The 24936-nt window shown below is 42.1% G+C and carries 22 protein-coding genes and 1 other RNA gene; 7 read left to right on the top strand and 16 right to left on the bottom strand.

All coding sequences use genetic code 11. The features are described 5' to 3' along the window. Nucleotides 1–123: 123 nt before the first annotated feature. The 3 genes from M886_RS06715 to M886_RS06705 form a co-directional block, all read right to left on the bottom strand. Nucleotides 124–489 (bottom strand): hypothetical protein, encoded by a 366-nt coding sequence (locus M886_RS06715; RefSeq protein WP_048045002.1) that lies wholly within the window; start codon nt 487–489, stop codon nt 124–126. Nucleotides 490–650: 161 nt separating this feature from the next. After that, complete coding sequence (locus tag M886_RS06710) at nt 651–1148, bottom strand: hypothetical protein (RefSeq protein WP_048040768.1); 498 nt, start codon at nt 1146–1148, stop codon at nt 651–653. A gap of 261 nt (nt 1149–1409) precedes the next feature. Next, a complete protein-coding gene (locus M886_RS06705) occupies nt 1410–1907 on the bottom strand; it encodes a hypothetical protein (protein WP_048040766.1) in 498 nt (165 codons plus the stop codon). A gap of 413 nt (nt 1908–2320) precedes the next feature. Here M886_RS06705 and M886_RS06700 point away from each other — a divergent pair, with 413 nt between their 5' ends. The 6 genes from M886_RS06700 (at nt 2321) to M886_RS06675 (ending at nt 9430) form a co-directional block, all read left to right on the top strand. Continuing rightward, nucleotides 2321–3262, top strand: coding sequence for a PHP domain-containing protein (locus tag M886_RS06700; protein WP_048050908.1), 942 nt, complete (start codon nt 2321–2323; stop codon nt 3260–3262). A gap of 683 nt (nt 3263–3945) precedes the next feature. Beyond that, nucleotides 3946–5769, top strand: coding sequence for an ABC transporter substrate-binding protein (locus tag M886_RS06695; protein ID WP_230670512.1), 1824 nt, complete (start codon nt 3946–3948; stop codon nt 5767–5769). 118 nt (nt 5770–5887) lie between these two features. Then, nucleotides 5888–6835: an ABC transporter permease gene (locus M886_RS06690; RefSeq protein ID WP_048037867.1), complete on the top strand. Its 948-nt coding sequence runs from the start codon at nt 5888–5890 to the stop codon at nt 6833–6835. Beyond that, nucleotides 6832–7800 (top strand): ABC transporter permease, encoded by a 969-nt coding sequence (locus M886_RS06685; protein WP_011033792.1) that lies wholly within the window; start codon nt 6832–6834, stop codon nt 7798–7800. The genes M886_RS06690 and M886_RS06685 overlap by 4 nt, the downstream gene beginning before the upstream one ends. Then, nucleotides 7797–8750 carry an ABC transporter ATP-binding protein gene (locus M886_RS06680; RefSeq protein WP_011033791.1) on the top strand — a complete coding sequence of 318 codons (954 nt, stop codon included), beginning with the start codon at nt 7797–7799 and terminating at the stop codon, nt 8748–8750. Before M886_RS06685 ends, M886_RS06680 begins: the two co-directional genes overlap by 4 nt. Next, nucleotides 8732–9430: an ABC transporter ATP-binding protein gene (locus M886_RS06675; RefSeq protein WP_048050907.1), complete on the top strand. Its 699-nt coding sequence runs from the start codon at nt 8732–8734 to the stop codon at nt 9428–9430. Before M886_RS06680 ends, M886_RS06675 begins: the two co-directional genes overlap by 19 nt. Nucleotides 9431–9644: 214 nt before the next feature. On the opposite strand, the gene M886_RS06670 is transcribed toward M886_RS06675, so the two are convergent. The 4 genes from M886_RS06670 to M886_RS06655 form a co-directional block, all read right to left on the bottom strand. After that, nucleotides 9645–10364 carry a dihydromethanopterin reductase (acceptor) gene (locus tag M886_RS06670; RefSeq protein WP_011033789.1) on the bottom strand — a complete coding sequence of 240 codons (720 nt, stop codon included), beginning with the start codon at nt 10362–10364 and terminating at the stop codon, nt 9645–9647. Nucleotides 10365–10434: 70 nt separating this feature from the next. Beyond that, nucleotides 10435–11073, bottom strand: a complete 639-nt coding sequence (locus M886_RS06665) for a DUF447 domain-containing protein (RefSeq protein ID WP_048037872.1) — start codon at nt 11071–11073, stop codon at nt 10435–10437. Further along, nucleotides 11070–12125, bottom strand: coding sequence for a triphosphoribosyl-dephospho-CoA synthase (locus tag M886_RS06660; protein WP_048037873.1), 1056 nt, complete (start codon nt 12123–12125; stop codon nt 11070–11072). Before M886_RS06660 ends, M886_RS06665 begins: the two co-directional genes overlap by 4 nt. Further along, nucleotides 12112–13251, bottom strand: a complete 1140-nt coding sequence (locus tag M886_RS06655) for a methanogenesis marker 9 domain-containing protein (protein ID WP_048050906.1) — start codon at nt 13249–13251, stop codon at nt 12112–12114. The genes M886_RS06660 and M886_RS06655 overlap by 14 nt, the downstream gene beginning before the upstream one ends. A gap of 386 nt (nt 13252–13637) precedes the next feature. Between M886_RS06655 and rnpB the strand changes: the two genes are divergently transcribed. Further along, nucleotides 13638–13998: RNase P RNA component (rnpB, locus tag M886_RS17570), an RNA gene on the top strand. Nucleotides 13999–14139: 141 nt separating this feature from the next. Here rnpB and M886_RS06645 read toward each other — a convergent pair. From M886_RS06645 to M886_RS17710, 9 genes are all read right to left on the bottom strand, one after another. Further along, entirely contained in the window at nt 14140–15309 is a 1170-nt protein-coding gene (locus M886_RS06645) for a geranylgeranyl reductase family protein (RefSeq protein ID WP_048036594.1), read from the bottom strand. A 373-nt stretch (nt 15310–15682) separates the two neighbouring features. Beyond that, a complete protein-coding gene (locus M886_RS06640) occupies nt 15683–16681 on the bottom strand; it encodes an NAD(P)/FAD-dependent oxidoreductase (protein ID WP_011033782.1) in 999 nt (332 codons plus the stop codon). Nucleotides 16682–16847: 166 nt separating this feature from the next. Then, nucleotides 16848–17471: a DUF116 domain-containing protein gene (locus M886_RS06635; RefSeq protein ID WP_015412127.1), complete on the bottom strand. Its 624-nt coding sequence runs from the start codon at nt 17469–17471 to the stop codon at nt 16848–16850. Then, the gene (locus tag M886_RS06630; protein WP_015412126.1) at nt 17464–18099 is read right to left on the bottom strand and encodes a DUF116 domain-containing protein; all 636 of its coding nucleotides are present in this window, start codon (nt 18097–18099) and stop codon (nt 17464–17466) included. Before M886_RS06630 ends, M886_RS06635 begins: the two co-directional genes overlap by 8 nt. Nucleotides 18100–18205: 106 nt before the next feature. Then, the gene (gene hdrD / locus M886_RS06625; protein ID WP_048050905.1) at nt 18206–19435 is read right to left on the bottom strand and encodes a dihydromethanophenazine:CoB--CoM heterodisulfide reductase subunit HdrD; all 1230 of its coding nucleotides are present in this window, start codon (nt 19433–19435) and stop codon (nt 18206–18208) included. Nucleotide 19436: 1 nt separating this feature from the next. After that, nucleotides 19437–20216, bottom strand: coding sequence for a dihydromethanophenazine:CoB--CoM heterodisulfide reductase subunit HdrE (gene hdrE, locus M886_RS06620; protein ID WP_048037877.1), 780 nt, complete (start codon nt 20214–20216; stop codon nt 19437–19439). Between the two features lie 660 nt (nt 20217–20876). Beyond that, nucleotides 20877–21551 carry an NAD(P)/FAD-dependent oxidoreductase gene (locus M886_RS06615; protein ID WP_048050904.1) on the bottom strand — a complete coding sequence of 225 codons (675 nt, stop codon included), beginning with the start codon at nt 21549–21551 and terminating at the stop codon, nt 20877–20879. 994 nt (nt 21552–22545) lie between these two features. Beyond that, nucleotides 22546–23571 (bottom strand): right-handed parallel beta-helix repeat-containing protein, encoded by a 1026-nt coding sequence (locus M886_RS06610; protein ID WP_235203888.1) that lies wholly within the window; start codon nt 23569–23571, stop codon nt 22546–22548. 14 nt (nt 23572–23585) lie between these two features. Next, nucleotides 23586–24860: a C39 family peptidase gene (locus tag M886_RS17710; protein WP_080943206.1), complete on the bottom strand. Its 1275-nt coding sequence runs from the start codon at nt 24858–24860 to the stop codon at nt 23586–23588. Between the last annotated feature and the right edge of the window lie 76 nt (nt 24861–24936).

The following is a 24936-nucleotide window of genomic DNA, read 5'->3' as shown; positions in this document are numbered from 1 at the left end:
ATATCGAACTGCTCCGGCATTCAGACAGAAACAGGCTACCTAGTTTAATATGTAAGTCACTCAGTTAATATTTAAATTACTAAATTTAAGATATAAGTTACTAAATTTAATATTTAATTCACATTACTTTTTATTTTTACTAATTTCATCCCTTAACTCTGCTAATTTGCCGCGAAGATCGCTGTATTCATTTTTCAAGTTTTCAATGTCATCCGGGATAGTTTTTATCCTTGTTTCTATCATCCTTTTCATCTGTTCGTTTTCAATCTCGTCAGATATTTTACAGCTCAAATCTTCCTTGAAATTCACCACGTCTTCGAGATATTCGTTTAATTTATCGACAAAGCTTTCTATCTTTAATTCCCGGGACACAGCTTGAAGGCTCTCTAATTCGTCTATGAGAGCATTTGAAGTATTATCCAGATTGCTCATCTTCTGTTCCAGTGCGGTTAATCTGGAAAGTATATTCTGTTCAGTAGATTCAGACAATGTATTCCCCCCATGAACTGCATGTACGTCTCTAAATGAATTGATACCTAAATGAATTGAAACAGGAAAAAATAAAGTTTTTCCATTATCATAAATAAAGCGGAAAAAAATAAAGACAAAGGGTAAAGATAATTTAAGGGAACCGTTATTTCAGGAAACCGTTATTTCAGGAAACCGTTTTTCCAGAAAAAGTTTTTATCAGGATTTCTTTCGAATTTTTCAAATACGCTGGGATAAAGCGCCGGATACCGTGCTTCTTCAAGAGGGATACAGAACATCCTTTCAGGATAAGAAGGAACTCCACCAAGTCCAGCAGCAACGAAAAAAGGATGTTTATTTTCTCTGGCGAAGTCCTGGTAGCGTTTTAACTGCTCCGGATTGGACCAGTGAAGTTTTCCTTCATAAAGATCTGACCTGAACTTGCATTCCACATAAAAGATTTCGCCGGTTGGGACATAACGGATAGTGAGGTCAGGACCGGCATCTGCTTCCACATATCTGTCGTGCTTTCTGGCAATGTCCGTGCTCCATTGAACAATAGAAAAATATTTTTTATCAAAAAGACCAACAACGTACTTTTCAAAGTCATTTCCTTTTTCTACAGACTCATCTTCTGTCAATACTTCAACAGCTTTTACTATTTTATTCAAAATTCCCATTATGTGACCCCTTAAAAGAACATATAAATAAATAATGTGTTAGATACTTTAAAGCTTTTCTATAAGTATTCAGAATAAAGTCTCGTCGCTTTTAAAATGAAGTTGAAGCGGGAAGTCTGTACAAAATTATATAAAGAAAAAAACAGACAGAGAGGAGAAAGCGCAGAGGAAGATGGGTGCAGAAAAAAGAATATTCCTTAAAATAATGAAAGAACATGCTGAAAAGCTAAAGCAAAAAATGAAAAGTTTAGAATTAAAAATTTATTCTGGCATCTTTTTTTTCCAGGAGAATTTTTTCTTTGGATCCCGTTCAAATTTCTTATACATTTCAGGATAGATCGCAGAGTATTTTGCCTCTTCCAGAGGGATACAGAACATCCTTTTTGGCTTTCTCGCCTTTCCTCCGAGCCCTATAACCACAAAAAAAGGGACCAGATTATCCTGTGCAAAGGTCCTGTAACGCCCAAGCTGTTCAGGGCTTGACCACTGGAGTTTACCTTTATAGAGTTTTGATCTGAACTTGCATTCTACACAGAAAATCTCATTGGTGCGCCTGTGGCGGAGGACCAGGTCCGGGCCGCAGTCTGACTCTACAAACCGGGTATGTTTTCTCGCCATATCCGTGGTCCACTGCACAATAGAAAAATTTTTTTCATCGAAGAGGTCTACCACATACTTTTCAAAATCATCTCCTTTTTGCTCGGATTCATTTTCAAAAATGATACCCAGAATTGTCCTTAACTTTCTAAACAGACCCATAGTTACACCACTATTGTTTTTGAGAAAATACTGAAATATTTTAACAGATTTATAAATGTGATGGTATGCAGCTAAAAAAACAAAGAATGTATTTATCAGAAAATATCATGCGGAAAACGAATTTAGAATATTATCGGAATGTTTTGCACGCCCACAGAATTCGGGGGTCCCACCAATTATTTTTCTTAAGTTTTCAGGGTATAAATAAGAGTCCAGAAAATGTTTTTATGGGTTTCCCGGAAACCTTAATTTAAAAAAAGGATATACTATAATAGTAGAGATATATTGCAGAGACATAAAACTGGATTAAAATAATCAGAAAAAATTAAAAACCTCAGAATTCTACGCCGATAGGGGGAAGGCAAAGGAATTGCGAAGAAAAGCTGATAACACCGGAACGGGCAGCTGAGCTTATGGAAAAAGGCTGGAAACGGGCAGACCTGCATGTACATACTACCTGTTCTTTCGACGTGCTTCCGGCAAAGGATTTGAATCCCCTGAGTCTTTACGAAAAGTCTCTTGAGATTGGGATGGATTTTGTAACATTTACAGACCATGATACTGTAGAGGCATACGAACTCCTGGGCTGGGACCGTGAAAAGCTCACTCCGGGGGCTGAGATGACCTTATATGACCCGGAATTTGCAGGGCATACTTTGCACATCAACGTTTTCGAGCTTGACAGAGAGTATTTTTCAGAACTCAGGGAAATAGCAGAAATAGAACATGACCTCAAAAGTTTTACAGGATACCTCAAAAAGCACAGGCTTCCTTTTGTTTACAACCACCCTTTCTGGTTTGAGTTCCACAGGCAACCGAACCCTTCCGCAGTGCCGAAGCTGGCAAAGCTCTTTCCTGTGCTTGAATACAATATGCACGAGCTCAAGCAGAAAAATGAACTTACAATAGCTCTTGCAGAAAGGTTTGGCAAAAGCATTGTTGCGACAACGGATACCCATACCGGAAAAATGGGCCAGGTATATACCCTGGCAAAAGGGGATAGTTTCAGGGAATATTTCAGGAACATAGAGAAAGGTAGAAATTACATAGTTACCGGAGACCTTACAAGAGAATTGCTGATAAAAGAAATGAACACCTGGATAGACCTGATCTTTGAAAAAAGCCAGAAGAACAGGGACATAAAAAACTATCTTACAGGAATAAAGTCCCTGGATGCACTGGTAAAAATCTCGAGGAGCACTCTTTTAAACTACTCTCCGAGGCTTAACAGGACAGCCATGAACCTTTTTTATATGATCTCAAACACAGGGCTTCCGGCTTCATTCTACATCCATTCGGAAAAAAGCTTTGCCAGAGAGATCGAAAAAGACATTGAGATCAATAACAGGAAGTAAAGTTACATGTCTTATTTTCCGTTTTTCTTATCCCAGCGATTTTAACCAGTATTTTTAATAATTCAGCATCACTTTCCCAATTAGTTGTAATTTTGCCGTGATACAATCCAGAAGTTACATATTTAAATTTATTTAATCAGTCCCCTCAAAATCCAGTTACCATATATTCAGATTTCTCTGTCCACGTTTCTATAATCCAGCTGTCACATATTCACATTTCTTTATCCAGTTTCTCTAGAATCCAGTTTCTCTAGAATCCAGTTTCTCTAGAATCCAGTTTCTCTAGAATCCAGTTTCTCTAGAATCCAGTTTCTCTAGAATCCAGTTTCTTGAATCTATTTTTCTATTTTGATTTATTCTGCTTTGATAAAAGTCCTGAGATTAAAAACCTGTTCAAGGGACTGCTTTACAAAAAGATGGAAAAAATGAAAAGGTTTATATTGCGAAATCATTAGATTTTATAGCATAAAAATTTAATTTTTAGTAATATTTTTAATTATCCAAATATTAGATATTAACAATTGATGCGAATAAGTTCGAAAAAAGAGCGTAGAGGTAACCATTAATATTCTGCTCAAATTTCACCCATCATATTTTCAATGTCCTGTTAATCAGCAGAAAAACCGGGAAAAAATAAGTGGAGTAGAAATCTTTTCAAAGTAACCGAACCTCTGGCGCCATCTGTGAAATCAAGGAGAAAAGTCGAAACAGGAAGAGGCAGCATGATGAAAAAGAGTAAAGGTTTCAGAGGATTGCAATTAAAGAGAGGGTTAAAAAGCTGGTTGATATTTACCGCACTCATGCTTGTTTTTTGTTCGGTCATACACCTGGCAGGAGCAGCAGAGCCTGAAAATTCAGGAGAAAGCATTACTCCCTCAAACGACGGAATTATGGACAGAATTATGACATATATAAAAGGGCTGCTGGGAGAAGAAAATATTCAGGGCTCCGGAGCAGTTTCCGAAGCAGCAATCTCAGATATTCAGCAGTCGGCAGATTCCGAAAAAGCAGTCCTGAAAATTGCAACTCCGGGAATGGTAAAATCCACGTCCTTTATAGGGGACTCAAATCTCGGAGTTTTTGCCCATCTCTCAAACCCTCCTCTCATGAAAATGGACTCAGGTGGGAAACTTACAGGCCAGCTTGTCGAAAATTATGAAGTCTCGGAAAATAACACCTGCTGGACATTTTACCTTAAAAATAACCTCTACTGGAGCGACGGAGAACCTGTGACTCCGGAAGACGTTGACTTTTCAATCAGGTACTACGGAAAAAAGACTCCCTGGGCAAGCTGGATAAACGATACTCTTGAAAGCTCGGCTGTTTCGGACGCAAACAACTCAGTAACCTTCAAATTTAACAAGCCTTACACCCGCATCGACCTGGAATTTGCCACCTACAATATTCTCCCTGCCCATGTCTGGGAAACAATTGAAAACCCGATGGAATACACGAATAACGGCCCTTACACAGGCTGCGGGCCTTATTACCTCAAACAGATAGACCTCAATGCCGGGAAGCTTGTTTTTGAGAAAAACCCTTACTGGAAAGGAAAAGCTCCGGAATTCGAAACTGTGGAGGTCCATTTTTACTCAAGCGCTGACGTTGCTACCCTTTCCCTTAAAAACGGCGAGGTTGACACCTATTACAAATATGCAGGTTCATACCCCTATTCCGGAATCGAGCAGCTTGAAGGAACTGGAAATTTCGACTTTATCGAAAAGACGGATATAGGCCTTGTTTTCCTTGCATTCAATCTGGAAAAAGCACCTTTTTCGGACCCGGAATTCAGAGAAGCTCTGGCTTATGCAATAAATTATGAAGAGATCGTAAACCTTGAGATTCTGGGTCACGGGGAAGTACCTAACCGCGGTTTTGTGCCACCTGCCATGGAAAACTTCAAGGAAACCGAAAAACTTGAGTACAGCCCTGAAAAAGCCAGAAAAACTCTGGAAAAAGCAGGATATAAGGATAGTAATGGAAACGGGATACTTGAAGGAAAAGACGGGAAAGACATCAAGCTTGAAATCCTTATCCGGCCGGAGTATGCCCGTACAGGCGAACTTCTTGAAGAATACTTCGAACATGTGGGCCTTGCTTCAGACCTGAGGACTGCGGATTCCGATACCTGGATGACACTCAAGGATAATTACGAGTATGACATGACAGTAACCCGCTCCACCCCCTGGGGCATGTTAATGCACGCGAGCTGGGGAAGCGGCTACTTTGATTCCAGAAGGACAGGGCAGGGAGTTATGCATAACCTGGATGACACCGAATTCCTGAAGCTCTGCGATGATGTCCTCGCAACCACGGATCCCGAAGAGCTTCAGGCCTATGCATATGAAATTCAGGACTACTATGCAGAAAACCTGCCGGCAGTTCCTCTCTACTGGAACAGTGTTGTTACCCCGTATAACAGGCACATTGAGGGCTGGTATACCGATCCCCTTTACGGCATTTATAACCTTGATAACTTTGTAAATGTGACAAAAATAGATGCATAAAACATAACTGGAGGTATCAAAAAAATTCTGAAAAAGAAATCCTGGAAGTTAAAAAGGTAGAAAAAGAAGTAGAAAGTACGGCAAAATAGTGCAGGAAATAAAATAAGAAATAAGACCAATGTCAGGGATAACAGGAAAAGGGACCCGGTATCTTGCTTCACTCGCGCTCATAATCATCATCAACTTTACCCTTCCCAGGCTCATGCCCGGGGATCCGGTGAAAAACCTCATAGGAGAAGATGTATATGTGTCCGAACAGGTGATGGAAGAGCTGAGGGCAGAACTCGGGCTTGACAGGCCTCTTTACGAGCAGTTTGCATCCTTCGTTTCAGACATCCTGCACCTTGACCTGGGGTATTCTTACCACCTCCATGCTCCTGTTGCAGAGATCCTCCTTGACAGGATTGGATGGACCCTGCTGTTTGTAGGGTCGTCTGTAATTATCGGAGCCTTTGCAGGAAGCCTGCTCGGAGCTCTTGCAGGGTGGAAGCCGGAAAAGAGAACAAGCCGTGTTACAGGTCTTGCATTTATTGTTTTTTCCTGCACCCCTCCGTATTTTCTTGCCCTTCTTTCCCTCTATATTTTTTCTTTCAGGCTGGGACTTTTTCCTTCAAAAGGGTTTTATGACGCCCCGGAAATAGGGAGCATACTTCATCACCTTTTCCTGCCAATCTGTGTGATGTCTGTTTTTTCGGCATCCAGAAATTTTCTGGTCATGCGCGGAAGTGTGATCCAGGAAAAGAAAGAGCTTTACGCTCTCTATGCCAGGGCAAAAGGCCTGAATGATACCGGCGTACTCTTCAGGCACGTATTGAAAAATTCCTCACTCCCTATCATTACCCTTCTCGCGCTCGACTTTGGGTTTCTATTCAGCGGAGCGCTGTTTATAGAAATAATTTTTTCGTTAAACGGCATGGGAACCCTTATTTACGGCGCAATAATGGGAAAAGATTATCCCCTTCTCCAGGGGGCTTTTCTGGTAATCTCCCTCACAGCCCTGCTTGCAAACATGCTTGCTGACCTGCTCTATGCTTTAATCGACCCCAGAGTCAGGAGACCTGCATGAGCCTGGAAGCTGCCCATAGCGAAAGCTCCTGTATAACAGAAGCCTGTACTGAAGAGCATCCTGAAAAACAGCTTGAAAATTCGGATTTTATTTTAAAACTCCCTTTAAAACCCCCATTTAATTATTACAGAAAGCAGGGAAGTTTTTTGGGACAACTGAATTATGGAGGAATTTTTCTCTTTGCCTTATTCCTGTTTATGGCATTGTTTCCTTCCCTGCTTGCCCCTTACGCCCCTTATGACCGCTTCACGCCTTACGAAGAACCTTCAGGACAGCACCTTCTCGGGACGAACGACATAGGAAACGATATCCTCTCAGAACTTGTGTACGGGGCAAAGGTCTCACTGACAGTGGGATTTGCAGCCGCCCTTGTCTCAACCCTGATAGGGACCATCCTCGGGCTCTGTTCAGGCTATTTCAGGGGGGCTGTTGATGAGCTGCTAATGGGTTTTACAGATATTGTCCTTATTATCCCGAAAATTCCCCTTATCATAGTCCTGGGAGCGTACCTGCAGCCCAGCATCTGGATCCTTGTCCCCGTGCTCGGCCTCCTATCCTGGGAATCCACTGCCAGAGTTACCAGATCAAAAACCCTCCAGTTAAGGGAAACAGGCTATGTTAAAAGTGCCAGATGCATGGGTTTTTCTTCACAGCACATTATGTTCTCGGATATTTTGCCCAACCTCTACCATGTCCTGCTGCCCAAATTCATGCTGGCAACAGCCTCGGCAATGATTTCGGAAGCCTCTCTTTCTTTTCTCGGGCTCAGCGATGTAAGCATGAAAAGCTGGGGGACAATGCTTTCTTTTGCTTTTTCCAGAGGAGGTTTTATCAGGGACATGTGGTGGTGGTATTTGCCTCCGGGAATCTGCATAACCCTCTGCGTAATATCTATTGCACTCATAGGGTTCGGGATCGAAACTAAAAAAGAGGAATATGCAGCAGGCGGAGAGGATGCTGTATGAAGTCTCCCACCAGAGATAAGCTGCTTGAAGTAAAGAACCTCCAGGTCTCATTTTTGGGGATAAAAACCGTAACTGCCCTTTCAGGGATCTCTTTTTCGATTGGGGAAAGAGAAACACTGGCTCTGGTTGGAGAAACCGGGTGCGGTAAATCCGTAGCTGCACATGCAATTATGCGCCTTTTGCCCCCCGAGTCCGGAGTGAAAGGGACTGTGGAATTAAGGGGAAGAAACCTGCTCGGGTTGAGTGAAAAAGAGATGACAGAGATAAGGGGAAAAGAAATCGGGATAATTTTCCAGAACCCCTCCCTTGCCCTCAATCCCGTGTATTCCATAGGGCATCAGCTTGCAGAACCCCTGCGCCTGCACAGGAAGGAAAAGAAAAAGAAAGCCCTCTCCAGGGCAGCAGAAGCCCTTAAAAATATGGGTTTTGCAAATACCGGCGAGATAATCAATTATTACCCTTCATGGTGCTCAGGGGGAATGAACCAGCGATTTTTGATTGCAGCTTCAACTATCCTTGACCCTGCGCTCCTTATAGCAGATGAGCCTGGAAAAGGGCTTGACAGAAGTTGCTTATCCGAACTTGAAGCCGGGCTTAAGAGATTGAAAGAAGAAAAGAAAACTGCCCTGCTCCTTATAAGCCATGACCTTGGTTTCGTGCGAAACCTTGCAGACAGGGTTGCAGTGATGTATGCAGGAGAGATTGTTGAAATTGCAGACTCTTCAGGGATTTTCGAAGAACCTCTGCACCCCTACACAAAAGGTCTCCTGAATAGCCTGCCAGAGAAGGGCTTTATCCCCATACCCGGATTTTCCCCTCCCCTCAGCAGGCTCCCTTCAGGCTGCAGGTTCCACCCGCGCTGTCCTCTGAGGAAAAGATGCTGTATTGAAAACCAACCGGAGATTATAGAAACAAACGGAAGAGCTGTGAGGTGTTTCCTATACCCCTGAGAGCGGACCGGCTTTCAAAAACATACGGAGCCAGCTTTCTGAGCACGGGAAAATGTATTTTCCATGAGGTCTCGCTTGAAATCAGGCAAGGTGAAACTTTCGGGCTTATGGGAGCGTCCGGAGAAGGAAAAAGCACTCTGGGACGGGTCATTGCCGGCATTGAGAGACCCACATCAGGCTCCGTATATTATGATGACCACGGGCTTACCGAAATGAAAAAAATCGAAAATGCAGCCTTCCGCCGTAAAGTCCAGATAATGTTTCAGGATCCTGCAGATGCTTTCAACCCGAGGAAAAAGATAGAGCAGGCAATTTCTGAAGTGCTTAAACTCCTCAGAGTCCCAGAAGCCGGATATGCCTCAAAGATAGAAGAGATGCTTGTAACCACAGGCCTCCCTGATGAAGTGCTTTCCCGTTACCCCATCCAGCTTTCGGGTGGACAGCTCCAGCGCCTTGCCCTGGGTAGGATTCTTCTCCTCAACCCGGAATATATCATCCTTGACGAACCTACTTCTGCCCTTGATGTCTCGGTGCAGGCACAGATCCTCCATATGCTTAAAAGGGTTCAGGCTGAAAAAAACACAGGCTACCTCCTGATTTCCCATGATGAGGCAGTTATCCGCTTTATGTCTGACAGCTATGGAGTGCTTGAAAATGGGCAGCTGAAAATAATCGAATAATAGATTTTAATCGAATAATAATCGATAAATGATCAATAGATAATCGATAAAGAATCGCTAAGTAGATTTCATGACCCTGCATAAGTTCAGGCAAATTCTGACCGTGCAACTAATTAATTATCCTGAATTGCTCTTACGCGCCTGGATTAGAAAAATAATATTTCCTGAAAGGAAAAAGGGAAAAAGGAAAAGAAAGCAGGCTAAAATTCCGGATTTAAAAAAGCTCCAGAATGGCTTCGGGGCTTTCAAGTACGGTGATCCCCTGCAGGCTTTTTACAATCTCAACATTTCGCATGTCCACGTCCCTGACAAGGACTTCAACAGGTCCACCTTTTATAGCATTATAGGGGCAGAGTTCTTTGCAGATCCCGCAGCCTTTGCATTTAAGCAGATCTATCTGGTCCGTGACGCCGTTTTTCTCGCTGATTGCTTCATGTGGGCAGTTTTCCCGAGGTGGGCAGGTTTCGCAGTGTTTGCACTGCTTTCTGTCAATGTTGTAAGGCATTTCGGATATAATCGAGCCTTCGATGTCCACAGGTACAACAAATACCGGGACTCTCCCTTTGACAGCCTGGGAGACAGCATTGGTTACAAGGGAATCGGCAATTCCGTAGGCGATTTTCGAGACTGTGTTTGAAGTTGCAGGCGTAACGAAAAGGGCGTCATACCTGTCAAGAGCAAAACGCCCTACTTTGGGGGAACTTGAACCCTGCTCGCTTTCCCGGAAAATCTCTTCAAGGTAGTCTCCTCCCGAGATTTTTACAAGCTTTTGCTCAAGCCCGTACATCCTGAGCACTTCTTCGGCTGCCCTGGAAACGTATGTGTTTACGGAAAGTTCGGGGTTCCTGAGTTTAAGTTCTTTAAAAACCTGATAACTGCGGTCAAGGAAATGACCTGCACCTGTGATACCCCATGCAATTCTCTGAAAGCTCATGAAAATGAATCATGCCTGAGGGAGATGATATAATTTTCTAAAAGAAGACATCCTGAAAGTAAAAGAAAAATTAAAGTCCGAGAGCTTCATAAATCAGTTTCATAGCTTTTTTTTCAGCATCTCCTCCACATTTGGAAGCCAGGGACTCATAGTGCCGGATCAATTTAAGATATTTTTTTTCACCGGTCAACTGGTAACGGGTTGCATGGACTGTAGCCTCGAGCACGGCATTGAACCCTCTGTTGGGTACCGGGAGCTCCTTTATGTTGCGCTCATTAAAGCCAGCGTTAAGGGGAACAAGATCAGCAACAAGGGACTGGTCAGTGTTTCTAAGATTAATGCACTCAAAAACGACCCAGGCAATGGCTTCTTTGAGGACAGGAAATTTAAACTCGCCTGCATCAACATATTCAAATTCGGAAGGCACAAGGTCGGAGAAGGTCGAGCGTACAAAGAGAATGGGGTCGTAGACAACGTTTGATGCGAGGCACCTCTCTTTAAGGACGTTTTCCCAGGTGTGGCTGCCTTTGAAAAGGCGTACAAAAGGTCTTTCGCCCTTCATAACTATGCCTATGGGAGCAGCATTGGGGTGCTCAAATCCGGTGCTTGCGATGATCTCGGAAATTCCCTCCCTGATCCCGAAAGACGGGAGGTCAATATCATGATACTGTTTTTCAAACCCCTGGCGATCAGACAGGAACCCGATCAAAATCTCAGGCCTCCAAGAAGGGCAATAAAAAGTGCTGCAATAATGATATCTGCCGTAGAACCCGGGTTGATCCTTTTATCCAGAAGCTCGGAATCAAATTCCTGTATTCTGGGAAGAATAAAAGCAAAATCTCCTGCTTTTTTCCCTGAAATTTCCCAGCCTGAAAGAACCTCACCTGCTCTGGAAGAAACGTAATCTGCAGTTTCGGCGTCAAATTTGGTCTGGATAAAGGTGTCCCTGTGTTTTGAAAGCAGTTTAAGGAAAGTGTATACCACAGCCTCATTGATCCCTGTGCCCGAACATATGGAAACCGAGCCTCCTGCCAGAGCTTCTTCCCGGCAGTTCCGTGCATCCATGAAATCAAGAATGATTTTTGCTCCTTCAAGGCAGCGCCCGAAACCTGATGTCCATTCATTTGCGATCAGGTCATAGCCCTTTGCAATTTCCATAAGGGAGTAAAGGGTAATATTCTGATTCCTGAGGTCGGAAGTTGCTTCAGGGTCTTCAAGGTCAAATTCTTCAACGCTGTTTACCCTTACCCCTGCATGCCCGAAAGCCCTGTAGAACTCAACAGCATCTTCACAGTCCGTTTCCCGGACAAAAGCATGGGCATGGGAAGCAAGGTTCTCAAATTCCTCTGCCTCGATCCGGAAAAATGTTTTTCCACAACCGGGTTGCTCTCCCTGTTCTCTAGAAATTTCACCTGCAGCCATTGCCAGGGGGATCAGGAGTAAAAAAGCCCCGAAATGAGTGTTTCCTCCCTGCTGCCAGGCAGAACTTTCATAAACTGCACTTCTGAGAAGCTGTCCTATCCGTCCCGTGCTTTTTGCGGCAAGCTCAAAGACAGGATATACGGCAACTGAAGAGGCAACAAAATGTTCAAAACAGGTGTCTGGATAATTATGTTCCCTGTCAACGTTTCCCGGTTTAGGGGAAGCTGATACCTCAAGCAGCATGGCAAGCTGTGCACAGCGTGCGATCAGGCTTGGGGCAGGGCGTTCTCCCCTCCATTCAGGGTTATGGCAGGAGAAAACAGTTTTATCTGGATTCATTTACCGGAATCCTGGCATTGTCAAGGATATGTTTTGCCAGCTTCTCTTTAAGCTTCATGTATTCTGCGTCAGAGAGGTCTATAGTGTTCAGCACACCGTCCCTGATCCAGCAGGGCTTTGTAATCTTGCAGCACCAGACCAGGCTCCCGAAACAGGTGTCCTCTCCGAATTCAAGCATTGTGCCCCTGGCAAATTCCAGTTTTGTGCGGGCGAATTCTTCTGCGGTATATCCCAGCTTTTTGAATTTCGCGTGCACAGGACAGGGTTTTACCGGAAGGCAGCAGAAAGCCAGTCCTCTGAAGTCCCCTTCACTGCAAACGTGTTTGGGAGCATTATACCAGCCTATTGACTGCTGATAAGAAGTGATACTTTCTACAAGTTCCTTTATCAGGTCTGAATTCTCCATGGCTCCCCTTGCAACGGATACCATGTCGGCTCCCCGGGAGAACATCTCCTTTGCAGCGGCAAAATCAGTGATCGAGTTGTTGCCTATAAGAAAGAGCCTTGTAGCGTCCCTGTAATTTGAAATTGCATCAAGGTCGGCTCCAAAGCCTTCAAGCATGGCGTCAACATGGATAATATCAGCTCCTGCCTTATCAATAAGCCTGGCAAGTTCGACGTCATTTACCACGTTTGCCCTTACCTTTACGGAGAGAACAACTCCGGTCTCTTTTATTGCCTTTATCCAGGCAGAGAGCCTCGGGAGGTCATGCAAAAGAGCTTCTCCTATGCCGGATTCAAGCATTTCAGGCTGTTTGCAGTGGGCATTTAATTCAAGAATTGCGCCTTCTTCCTTTACAAGTTTTGCAGCTTCAATCAGGGGCTCAAGGGTAGTGCTCCTCACATTTACCGCAACAGCACTTCCTGAGTTTACCGCCCGAATTTCCTGTTTTATAAGCTCCAGAGGTTCATCGGAAATGAACTCTTTCCTTCCCCGGGCTACGAGTTTTGATGCAACTTCCATCGACCCTTTATCAAGGTTGAAGGCTCCAAGCACTACCAGCCCGGCATCGCCTGCATACTGGTTGGCAAAAGCACTGTCTGCAATTCCTGCCATTGGAGCAAGTGCAATAGGATTTCTAAAACGGACATAACCAGTATACAAATCAAATAGATAATCACTCATGTTTTACCTCTTAAAAATAAGCGTGGAAATGAACACAAAAATGATAGTTATAGTCAGATATTAAACTAACGAATCTTTTTAGGCTTACGAGAACTTATTTCAAAGAATTCTCGAGGATGTGAAATACATATTATTTCACGATTATAATACTTATATATTAATATTTGGGAACATATCCGGCACACAGGAATGATATAGAACAGATGAAAGAAATGACCCCGTCCGATCCAGAGCTTAAAAGACCGAAACTGGCAGAAAAATTAATTGGCAGTTGACAAAAAACTCTTATCGGGAGTTCATTTAAGTTCATTTTTACCTGTAGAAATATCATCCCATAAATATATATAGGTTTAAAAAATAGATAGAGCCAGAAATCAACAACATGCGAGAGAGGCTGGACGGCTTCCGGACCTTCAGGTCTGAGGAAAGTCTCCCCACCGCTCCGGACACACGAACATCTGTAAAGGATGTCGGGCGAGAGCCCGGGCCCTGGCACAGAAACGATAACCATCCCCTGCAAGTGCGATGATGCCATAAGCTGAGGTCGCAGGGAGAGTGGATGAAACGGCGAATCCTCGTGGGTGCAAGTTGGAAATCGGGAAGTACGAGCAGTCCGGAATCGTCCCGGTTGGTTTTGGTAACGCTTAGCCGAATGCCGTCGCTGCAAGAGTCCTCAGGGACCGTTTCTTACACTGCTGGGTGCAAGAAAGCTTTGCAGTAACAGAAGGGAGCTTACACGCCTCACTCGCACTCAATATCCTTTTTATGCTCATGTTTTTTTCAAAAGTTATCATTCTTTTTTCAAAAGTTATCATTCAACCTGTTTTTTAATTAATTTTTAATTAATTTTAATTAATTTTTAATTAATTTTTGATTTAATCCTCTAAATTACTGATTTTTATACTTAATGGACTTTATTTTAGATGCAGGTTCAGAAAAGCTGAAATTGAGCAGCAACCACCTGACATAATCTTTGTGGCTTCTATTTATTACAACCTCCTCCAGGTATTTATCAATAATTTCCTTCCTGCTGAGAGCAAGCCTGAAAGAAGTCTCAGGGAAACGGTGCATGGCTTTTTCAAGTTTAAGGGAACTGGAGAGGAAATTACCGAACTCTTGCCTGCAGCTGGTTTCATACTCTTTAAGGTCGCTCAGTTTCCGGTTATAAAGTACGATTTCGGCTACTTTTTCCGCTGCAAGCTGCCCTGAGCGAATAGCATATGAGATGCCTTCCCCTATGAAGGCGTCCACAAAACCTGCTGCATCCCCGCTCAGAAGAATCCTTGAACTTATGGTTTTTCTTTTAATTCCTCCAACCGGGATAATGTGAGAATGAACCCGAAAATCTCCTGAAAAGCCATTTACCTGTAAAAAGTCCTGCATAACAGCCTTCGGGTGCTTAAGATACTCGGCTGTTCCCACGATTCCCACAGAATAGTGTTCGGAATGGGGAAAAATCCAGCCATACCCTCCGGATGCGATTCCGAAATGCATATCTATCACATTTGGAAAACGCTTTCTTATTACTTTATCCCTTTCAGGAATTTCGGAAACAAGGGCAAGATCATATTCCGTTCTCCGGTCTTTACGCTTCCTGACACTGTATTTAAGCACGCCTTCAGATCCTTCCGCAATAAGGACAAACTTTGCAAGGTAAGTGTTCTGAGAAGTTCTAACCTCAACACACTCTTCTCCTTCCTCACAATCAAGCACTTTTTCCCCAGAATGAATGTCAATGCCGGTTTCTCTTGCTTTATCAAGCAGGAAATTGTCAAAAGCTTTTCTTGAGACCAGCAAAGATATTGAATAATCTTTTTGCATTTCAGTGCAGAGCTCCCTGAAATGAACCCTTATCCTTGAAATATCCCTTTCGACCAAATATTCAGGGAGTTTAAAATCCAGGCACGAAAGCGCGTAAGGAGATAGAGCTCCTCCGCAGGGCTTATACCTTGGGAAACTTTCTTTTTCAATCAGGAGAGTTGAAATTCCTGCTTTTCCGGCTACTCTTCCAGCAGAAGCTCCCGAAGGCCCTCCACCTACTATAATGAGATCATACATATCCAGAACACCTGTGCTTAAAGATGAGAAGCATGCCATTCATAGACAGCATCAAACGGACGATATACCTCACAAAGTAGATTGGCGTGGAAAAATAAAAAGATAAGGGAAAAGAAAAAATCAGGAAAAAACCTGATAAAACTTTTCTTCAGAAGAAACTGCCATCCCTGAAAGCTTACTTTTTTATAAAAGAGAGTACCGGTTTTCCCTCGGTTACATGATGGTGTGTGAAGAGAAGGTCCTGAAATTAGCAAAAGAGGATATGGAGAATACTGAACCAGATAGTCATGCTGACCCCCCTGAAACAGGGCAAATTCTGGAGATATGCTGTCACACACTACATGAATTTGATTTCCAGTACCATAATTTATAATCATCTGCAAAGAATATTCAAAATTTTAAGAGGATTCTTACTTAATGTAAACATATAATACTGCAGAGGATACGCCAGAGGGCCCGCAATTTCGGAAATTCGTCTATTTCTGTTTGAATGCTTCATTTTATTAATTAAATGTTCCTCTACCAGGTCGTTATATGATTCGTTATGCATTATGCTTCTTGCAGCAAGATTCGCGCTCTGAAAAGCGTATCTCATTCCGAATCCCCAGAGATAGTCCTGAAATCCTCCTGCTTCTCCGATGAGCATTGCCCCGTTCTCATCATAATAATTGTTTTTTATTTCAAACTGTCCATAACCACCAAATTTTTTTCCGGCAGCAACTTCTTTTTTATCAAGAAAATCCGAAAAATAGTTGACTGTGTTTTGAAGGAACTCTTCCGAACGATGGGTACTCCTGCGCTCATAAACGGTTGCAATCGTTCCGTGCCCATTTTTGGTCAAGAGATAAGAGTAAAACCCTCTGGCTATATCCTGTCCAAAAGCCATATGATAGCCGATCTCGGATCTGGTATTGAATTTGATTCCCCTTACATAGGCAGTTGCCTTTTTGGGACCGGTTGCATTCACTTTAGCAGTCATTTTCCTGTCCTGCCTGTAATTAAAGTGAATTTTCGCCCCCAATTTTTCAGCCTGTTCAAGTAAAGCTTTATCCAGGCAGCCTTCTTTGCTTCCCCTCCTTACCAGATAACATCCGTTTTTTACACTGGCAGTTTTCATTTTATCCGAATAATGCACAGATAATTCCGAAATAGGCTCATAATCAAAAGACAAATCGATGCCATATGATTCTATCTGTTTCAGGACATCGATTTTTTCAGACCAGTTTTCTAACCCCTGCCAATCGTCGTTGAATCTTTTACCAACATAACTGCCCTTTTCATAAATATTAACTTTATAGCCATTATTACGGAGGATTATTGCACAGGCGAGGCCGCTTATTCCTCCTCCTAAAATATTAATTTCTTTGTCCATCCAAACACCTGCAGAGACTGGAGTTCTCAAATATTTATATTTATTTCTTTTTAGCTATACCTTATATAGAAATTAATTTATTGATGACAATCAGGTTCAGAGCATGAGTCTAAATACTAAAAAAGAAGAATAATAAAAACAGGATTAAAACAAAAAGTTAAAAAAATCAGTTCGTATTAAATTCCTCAAACACTTTAAGCACATTCTGGTAATTCACCTCTGTTCCGAAACAGCCGTCTCTCTCCATAGGAACTCCATAGGTAACCACTTTTTTGTCTTTAAGGGCGCGCATGACTTTATTAATTTCGTAATCGCAGGCGATGAGCAGGACACCATCTGCAGATTCCATTTTCAGGATATTTTTAACAAATGAAGAGCCTGTCACGATGAAAACCTTATATCCGTATTTTTCAGCGTCTTTCTTTAAACGGGTAAAAACGCACTTTCCACATAACTTGCACTGGATCCCTGTCTGTGTGGAGTAAGCAGGGCAGTCAAGGCTGCGCATGCAGTGAGGAGCAAGAATGACCCTTTTTTTCGTTTTAGCAAAAGCAGATTTATGAGCCCTGTTTTTCAAGGAAGACATCCATTTGTCCAGGACACGGGTATCTGAAAATTTGAGAAAAATCTGCCTTAGAGGCAAATAAAAAAAGTCAAGTACATCTGCATAAAAGCCTGCCAGAAAAACACTACGAGTAAGGCTCCTTCGGCTGACCAGCAGGGCCACGCCTGAAAGAACGAATGAGATAACAACAATAATAAGAAGAACCTTACCTATAAGATTATACATTGCACATCTCCATTTTTTGAATTATCTCTTCAACATTTGCCTCGGTATTGAAGCATCCGTCTTTGAGAAGAAGTACACCCTGAACAGGGACAAAAGAGGCTGCTTGCATATTCTCAGAAAGCTCGTTGTAACAGGCAACTCCGAGACAGGCTTTTGGATTATATTCTTTAAAAATCTTTTTAACAAAGCTACCGCCCGGAACCACAAAAACCTTAAAATTACATCTGTCAGCCGCATCGCAGAGTTTTGCGATATCACAGAGACCGCACCTTTTGCACTCGTAACCGTGGATAGGATCACATCTTGCCTTACAATTGGGGTGGCGCAGGCACTGAGGAAGAAGCAGGATTTTCCTGCCTTTGACACGAATAAAATCATCGCACATAACAGCGTTTCTTACATCAATAAGGATATCATCCACAAGGGTATCCCTTATCCGGAAAACTCTGCAGATCCATTTTGAAGGGGAATAGAAGAGATAAAGTGTGAATAATACGAATCCCGGGAAAATGATTCTTTGTTTTTTAAAAGAATAAGCTCCGATAAGAAGGGCAAGTACGGTACCTGCAAGAGCGAAAAGTAACAGGAATATCAATACTTTTCCGAGAAATTCGTAGGGAATATGCATGTTCAGGGGAGGGTAATATCTGTATTTAAGTTTTTCTGAAAAATAAAAATAGCAAAAATATGAAGAGTGAAGATAAAGGACTGAAATCAGCCTTTACCTCTTTCACTTATTTAGTCTCAAGTCCGAGAGCTTCTGCAACGAGCTCTATGACGTCCTCGACAACCATGTCAACTTTGAGTGAGTCACGGCCGTCCATCAGATTTCTCTTACAGAATGGGCAGCAGCTGGAAAGGATATCTGCATCGGTTGCAACGGCATCCTTAACCCTTGATTCTGCGACTCCCAGAGCGAGATCAGGGATACCTGCCTTCACACCACCGCCAGCTCCACAGCAGCGCTGGAATTCTTTTACCCTGTCCATTTCGACAAACTTGACGCCAGGAATGTGTGAAAGCACATATCTGGGTGCATCAAAAACACCTACATGGCGGCCAAGGTGGCAGGGGTCATGGTAAGTGACTGTCTTGTTGATGGACTTTTCCCATTTAATTTTGTCCTGCTTGATCAGGTCCGCGAGGAACTCTGCAACGTGGACAACCTCAAACGGCAGTTCTTCTCCGAGAAGCCTCGGCCAGTCAACCTTGGAGGCACGGAAGCAGCCTGCACAGGCGTAAAGAACTTTTTTGGCACCCTTTTTCTTGATCGCCTCGACATTATGCCTTGCAAGTTGACGTGGCACGTCATCGATGTGCACCTGACCTGTCCTGATAAGGGCTGAGCCGCAGCACCATTCTTCTTCCCCAAGCATGGCAAACTTAACGCCAAGCTTGTTGAGCACGCGTGAGGTTGCATAGGCTAAAGCAAGCTGATTGTACCCTGCAGTACAGCCAGTGAAATATACGATGTCTGCTTTGTCTTCAATTTTCACGTCTGGGGGAACCCAGTTAAGCCTGTCCTTCTGGTCCTTCATGTAAGGGTTATGGTACTGCCCGATAAGTTTCGGGAACATGTTCTGCTTCCCAAAAGGACCTATCCCTTTCTTTACAAGGTTTGTCCTGAGGGCTTCCCAGAGTTCAACAGTGTTAATGCCTGATTCACATACGGTTGCACAGATACCACAGGTGGTACAGCCGTGCACGTCATCTTTAAATTCTTCAAGTTCAGACTGGGGGATTTCAGTCGGACCGAAGAGTTTTGCTTTAATCCCGTAGGATTTGTTCATGAACTGCCTCCAGCGCAGGATCTTATCCCTGGGTGCTAACCCGGGCTTCTGGCCGGAAGCTGCATAAGTTGGACACCATTTTACACATTCACCACAGCGGGTGCAGGAGTCGAGCTCCATGAGCTGGACTGCTGTAAGGTTTTTGGTGTCTATTGATGGAGTTTTTTTTGCCATTTTATTCTCCTCCCTTATTTGCAAGGATTGCAAGCGGGGTGGCGATTACATGTATATACTTGCTGTATGGGATATATGCGATACAGAAGAGCAGGGAGATCACAGAGTGGAAGAGAGCTGCCGGAGGTGCTGTTACGGGATCGAGTCCGAAGCCCCAGATGATTCCGGTTCTGATACCGTCGGCGATAAAGCCGGAGATGGTGACTATGAAAACTCCTCCAAGCAGAACCCAGTCATACATAATGGAAGCTTCCCTGACTTCAGAAACAAAGAGCCTTCTTACTACTGCAATCATGACTCCTATAAGCAGAATATAGCCGAATATGTAGTTCGGAAGAGATAGCATCTCTCTAAATTCGGCAGGAGTAAACGGAAGTTCAATTCCGATCTTTTCGGTCATTTCGACTGCAAACATCAGTCCTGACAGAGCGAAAAGGGACATCCAGCCTGCAAAGATAGTAAAGTGCATGAACCAGCGAAGAGGGCTTCTTTTAAGGATTCTTCTCTGGAAAAAGATGTCAAGGATTAGAACCTCTAAAATGGGCTTTCCATGGTGATGAGATTCTGCTCTGACCTGTGCCCACCAGGTTTTTAAGAACCTGATAGCGCTTCCTTTCTTTCCTGTTGGAGGTTCGAGAGCGTAACCTGTCACTCCTGCCCCCCATTTCTGGAAATTACCGATCATACCGTATAAAAAAATTACAACAGCTATAGCGCTGAGTATCATTATCTGGACAAACGTAAGACGAAGTGCGTCCGAGAGTCCAGAGAAGTATGCCATCTCACTGCTAATAGTTTATTCCTCCTATATATGGGTAAAAACTGAGAACTGATACTGCTTTAGAATTATTATTGATTACAGAATATCAACAATAGCAAAGACATGTCGAGAACCGTAGCGACTGTCTGTATAAGGTTTGAATAGTCTGTTAGTCTTTGTATCTATTATATTTAAACGTTATCTTTATAACACAATACATCGAAAAGCTCGCAAGAGCCACGAAAACAGGGTAGCATTAAAGCCATTTGAAAGGAAAATAAAAAGAAAACTGGAAAAATAATGATAAAATTATAATACAAGAATTATAAATCTATTTATTGAAACTCTTCCTGACGAAAAATAGAAAAAATCAGCATTAGAAAGCTCAGAGAATTCAGAAAAAAAGAAGGTGCATTAAGAAATTTGAATAACAGAGTGAAAAAAAGCTGGAGAAAAAGAATTCAGATAAAACTTTCGTATGCCGCTTGAGAACAGAGTTCTTTTCTAAAATAGAACTACCCCAGCTTTTGTACGCAACTACCCAGCTTTCACCATAACTATCCAGCTTTCATTTAAAATTACTTGCTAGATAGGACTGATTAGAACAGCTATTTGAGATCGACTCATATGAACCGATTTGACCACTGTCCAGTAATATATAGGGCTGTTATATAGGGCTGTTTACAGCCCTACTCCTTCTTTGAATTTCTCAATTCCTATTTCATCTATCATTGCGCCAATCCGTTTAGATTTTCCATATCCTTTATAGAAGTTGATTATCCTGTCGACAAGATCAAGAACTTCTTCTTCGGAAAGATCTTTTGCCACAACTTCTCCGAGTCTCGGGCGTGGACCTGCATTTCCTCCTACGCTTACATTAAAACCCTTTGCAGTACCCACAATTCCTACGTCTTTTATGATCGTTTCGGAACAGGAATTTTGACATCCTGAAACACCCATCTTGAATTTGGAAGGAAGCTGCATACCATGGTACTTTTCATCAAGTTTCAAACCAAGCCCGACAGAGTCCTGTTTTCCCCTCTTGCAGAAAGTAGTTCCGGGACAGATCTTGACGCTCCTGACGCAGAGCCCGATAGCTGCACCGGGTTTCATGCCGAGTTCACCCCAGGCTGAATCCAGGTCTTCTTCCTTAAGTCCAACAACTGCAATCCTCTGTGCTGAAGTAACTTTGAGAGCTGCAGCCCCATATTTCTCTGCAATGTCTGCCAGCTTTCTCAGGGTTTCGGGATACACAATCCCTCCGGGAATATGCGGAGCAATAGCATAAGTTTTCCCATCTCTCTGTAAAATTGCAGCCTTCTCAGGAAGGTCCCCCTTAACATATTCTTTTGTCATGCTTTTACACTCTCCATGTTAATAGTTCAAGTTTGTTTAAGGATCTAATTATCGGCTAGCCTGAGCCCTATATCCGGACATCGGAGCAAAAACTGAGTTGATGAACAGGCTGAGTTCCCGAACAAACTTTAACCCGCGAATAAACGGATATGGAAACCTGTTTTAGCCCCAGGAAATTAGACCCCTTACATAACCGAAGAACCTCGATAATCCGGCACCCTTCCGGATTAGAGGAATAAAACTTCTGGACCCATAAAGAGGACACCAGATCAGAGAAATATATGCTCAAAACAATATAAATTGTTCTCTTTCTTAACTTAATACAATTTTTACGGCGTAACAGTTTAAAATCTGCCCAGGATTGAGCATCAATAGGGACAGTAAGTTTGATTCTGTGATCTCTGCATATCAGTCCCTTCAGTAATTGCGCAGGTTTCGACTTGATCAGCATAATTCAGATTCGCCCATCTGTGCACCGGCATCCATCCACAAACCCGCAAGTACACGATTTCGCGCATATTTGTGGGGCTTAAAGCTCCAATGATCAAGTCATCCCTGTAAAATGTGATCTCTCCGGCGCTACGCAGGACGTGGATGTCTACCTGTTTTCTCACTCGCTCAGCAAATCCTAATTTTTGCCCAATGTATATTCTCGCATGAATTTGGCTCTATCCTGAGTTATATAAATACCATCTGACTATCTTAATCGATTGCCATCATAGAATTATGATCTGGCTGTCGTACCGAGTCCCGAATATAGACTTGAAAATGGGTTTCAACTTGCTGGCTTGATGATCTAGACAAATTGGGAGGATTTGACAGGACGGAGTGAGGACTGCTTGGATGAGCTGTGAAGAAGTTCGAGATTTCTGGCAGGTTATGGCAGACTAGCCCATTTTTCAGCCTGCCAGCTGGGGGCACAGCGAAAATATGTTTTTTCCGGTGGAAGTGTACCACGTCACTCGTTGCGACTGGCAGACTAAGTAATTATTGTTTAAACCCAAAAATCTTCGGATCCAATTTTAGGAGTTATTGGTTCGTCTGCATTATCTATTTCGCCTTCTAATGTATTGTTTGTGCTGTTAAAACCATAGGTTACTTTAATTTCAGTATTTAAACCTCCAGTGTTACCTTGCAATGTGTTATTTTGAGAATGATAAATTATAACTGAAAACGAATATCCACCTTTTACAATAATGTTATTAAGAACTTTATTATTATTTGAATTAATAAGACTGAGGCTGAAATAGTTATCCAGAATCGAGTTATTATTTAGCTCATTGTTAGAAGAATTAGTAAGGTTTATACCCTCCCAGTATTTTAATATAGTATTATTTATTAACCTGTTATTATTTGAATCTTCTAAACAAATTCCTCCTATTCCTCCTCCTCCATTATCTAATTTGGCAATTAGTCCAAAACAGGAGAAATTATTGTTACTTACTTGGTTATTAGTAGAATTGTTTAAATAAATTCCAAAAAAGTTGTCATTTATTTCATTATTATCTTGAGTATTTCTGTTTGAATTATTAATGTAAATGCCATACATATTATAACTTAATTTATTTCCAGTTATGTTACAACCAGACCCACTACAATAGATGCCAGATTTATTCTGTGATCCAGTTATATTAAAGCCACTAACCGTTACGTTGTTTGCAGTAATCTTAAATACATCTCTCTCTGGGTCTGCAGCCTGAATTATCGCGTTTTCATGCTTCCTTTCCTTCGAGATTATACTCAGAGGTTTATCGATAGCCAAATTTTCTTTATATAATCCCGAGTAAACAGTAACAGTACCACCGGAACAAACATTGTCTATTGCCTGTTGTATTGAATCTCCCGAATGTACATCAATATTTATCGAGCTATTGTTAATATTTTCAAAAGATTTTTGGGGATATATGCAATTACCATTTGTATTGAAAATATATAGCATTGAAGCAAAAAAAATTAACAATAAGACGAATGTTAGTTTTATATTGATTTTTTTAAGTGGCATAATTATCTCTTCTTTCAAAAATAAATGGGTGATTAAGGTCTCACCCATGTTGCTGTTGAACTGTTCCAATTTCCAAAAGTAATGTAATGTTCACTTGAATCCCATCCATCATGAAGGTAAGCATAAACAGTTGTACCCGAGATACCATAACCTACACATGTAACAGAATGGTTTTTATATGCACCAGTATGTCCGCTTCCAACCCCGCCGCCTTGCATACTCAAGACAAATGGTCTAGTGGTATTAATTTCTGACATGAGTTCAGATTTAGTCAAGGTATAGTCATTTACAGAATTAAAGTTCGAATATCCATGATTATCACAAACTGTATTTATACCATCATCAATTTTGGACACGGATGTACTATAGTTATAAGTTCCCATCGCTGTTGCTAACTCCGACATTAGTGTGTTACCAGTTGGAAAGTTTGGATATCCATTCCCGTCCCAATACCCCAGAACCATACCACCCGCAGTTGGAGCGCAGCCATAAGTAAGCGCGAGATAATAAGGAACACCAGATATTTTTTTATAATAACCAACCGCTTGAGTTGAGTAAGTACTTTCTGTACTTGATACTGTTCCTATCTCATCACTTTCCTCTACCACTTGGTCTTCTAAATAATTCCATGCTTCTTCGATTTCATCACTGTTAACAGTTTCTACTTTAACAGTTTTTACTTTATCTTTGCTGGTGTTAGAAACATTTTCAGCACACTCGATATTTGATGTAACGAGATCTACAACAACTTTCTTTTTATTTCCGTTTTTACTATCTAGAAGACTGTATTGAGTATAGTAGAATGTTGCACCTTCATAGACAGGCACACCTTCCTCAACATTCAGTTTATTTTTGTTTGCATAGTTTTCTACTTCGTTTTCTGATTTCTCGACCATTGTAGAGATTTTAGTTGGGAGTTGCCCCTTTGAGAATTCAAGGATTGGATATTTATCTTTCGTGGCAGATGTAATTATGTAGCCATCATATTCGCTATTTTTCATCACGTCAAAGGAATATGCTGTGATATTTCCTTCCAAGTCATAAAATGTAATGTCAGGCTCAACAACTGCATTCTCCCATCCCGATAACTCAGGTATTGTTCCAGAAAGTTCTACCAGATAAAAAGCTGCAATTTCTTTTGCCATATCTATACTCAGGGTTGTAGATGTTTGTTCGTTGATACTTACTGGGAGTTCATTTGTCTCTGCATAGGCAATAGAACATGAACTTATTAATAAAATTCCCATAAGTATTATAGTTCGTGTTAATTTACTCGTATTAGATAATATTCTGCTTCTTGCTTTCATTTCTTTCCACCTTATTTATATTCACGGAAAGGCAAGAATCAGCAAACTTTAATAGTCATGAAGTAGCATATTTCTT

Source organism: Methanosarcina soligelidi (assembly GCF_000744315.1).
In the GTDB taxonomy this organism is placed as follows: Archaea; Halobacteriota; Methanosarcinia; order Methanosarcinales; family Methanosarcinaceae; genus Methanosarcina; species Methanosarcina mazei.
This window is presented reverse-complemented; position numbering and strand designations above follow the sequence as displayed.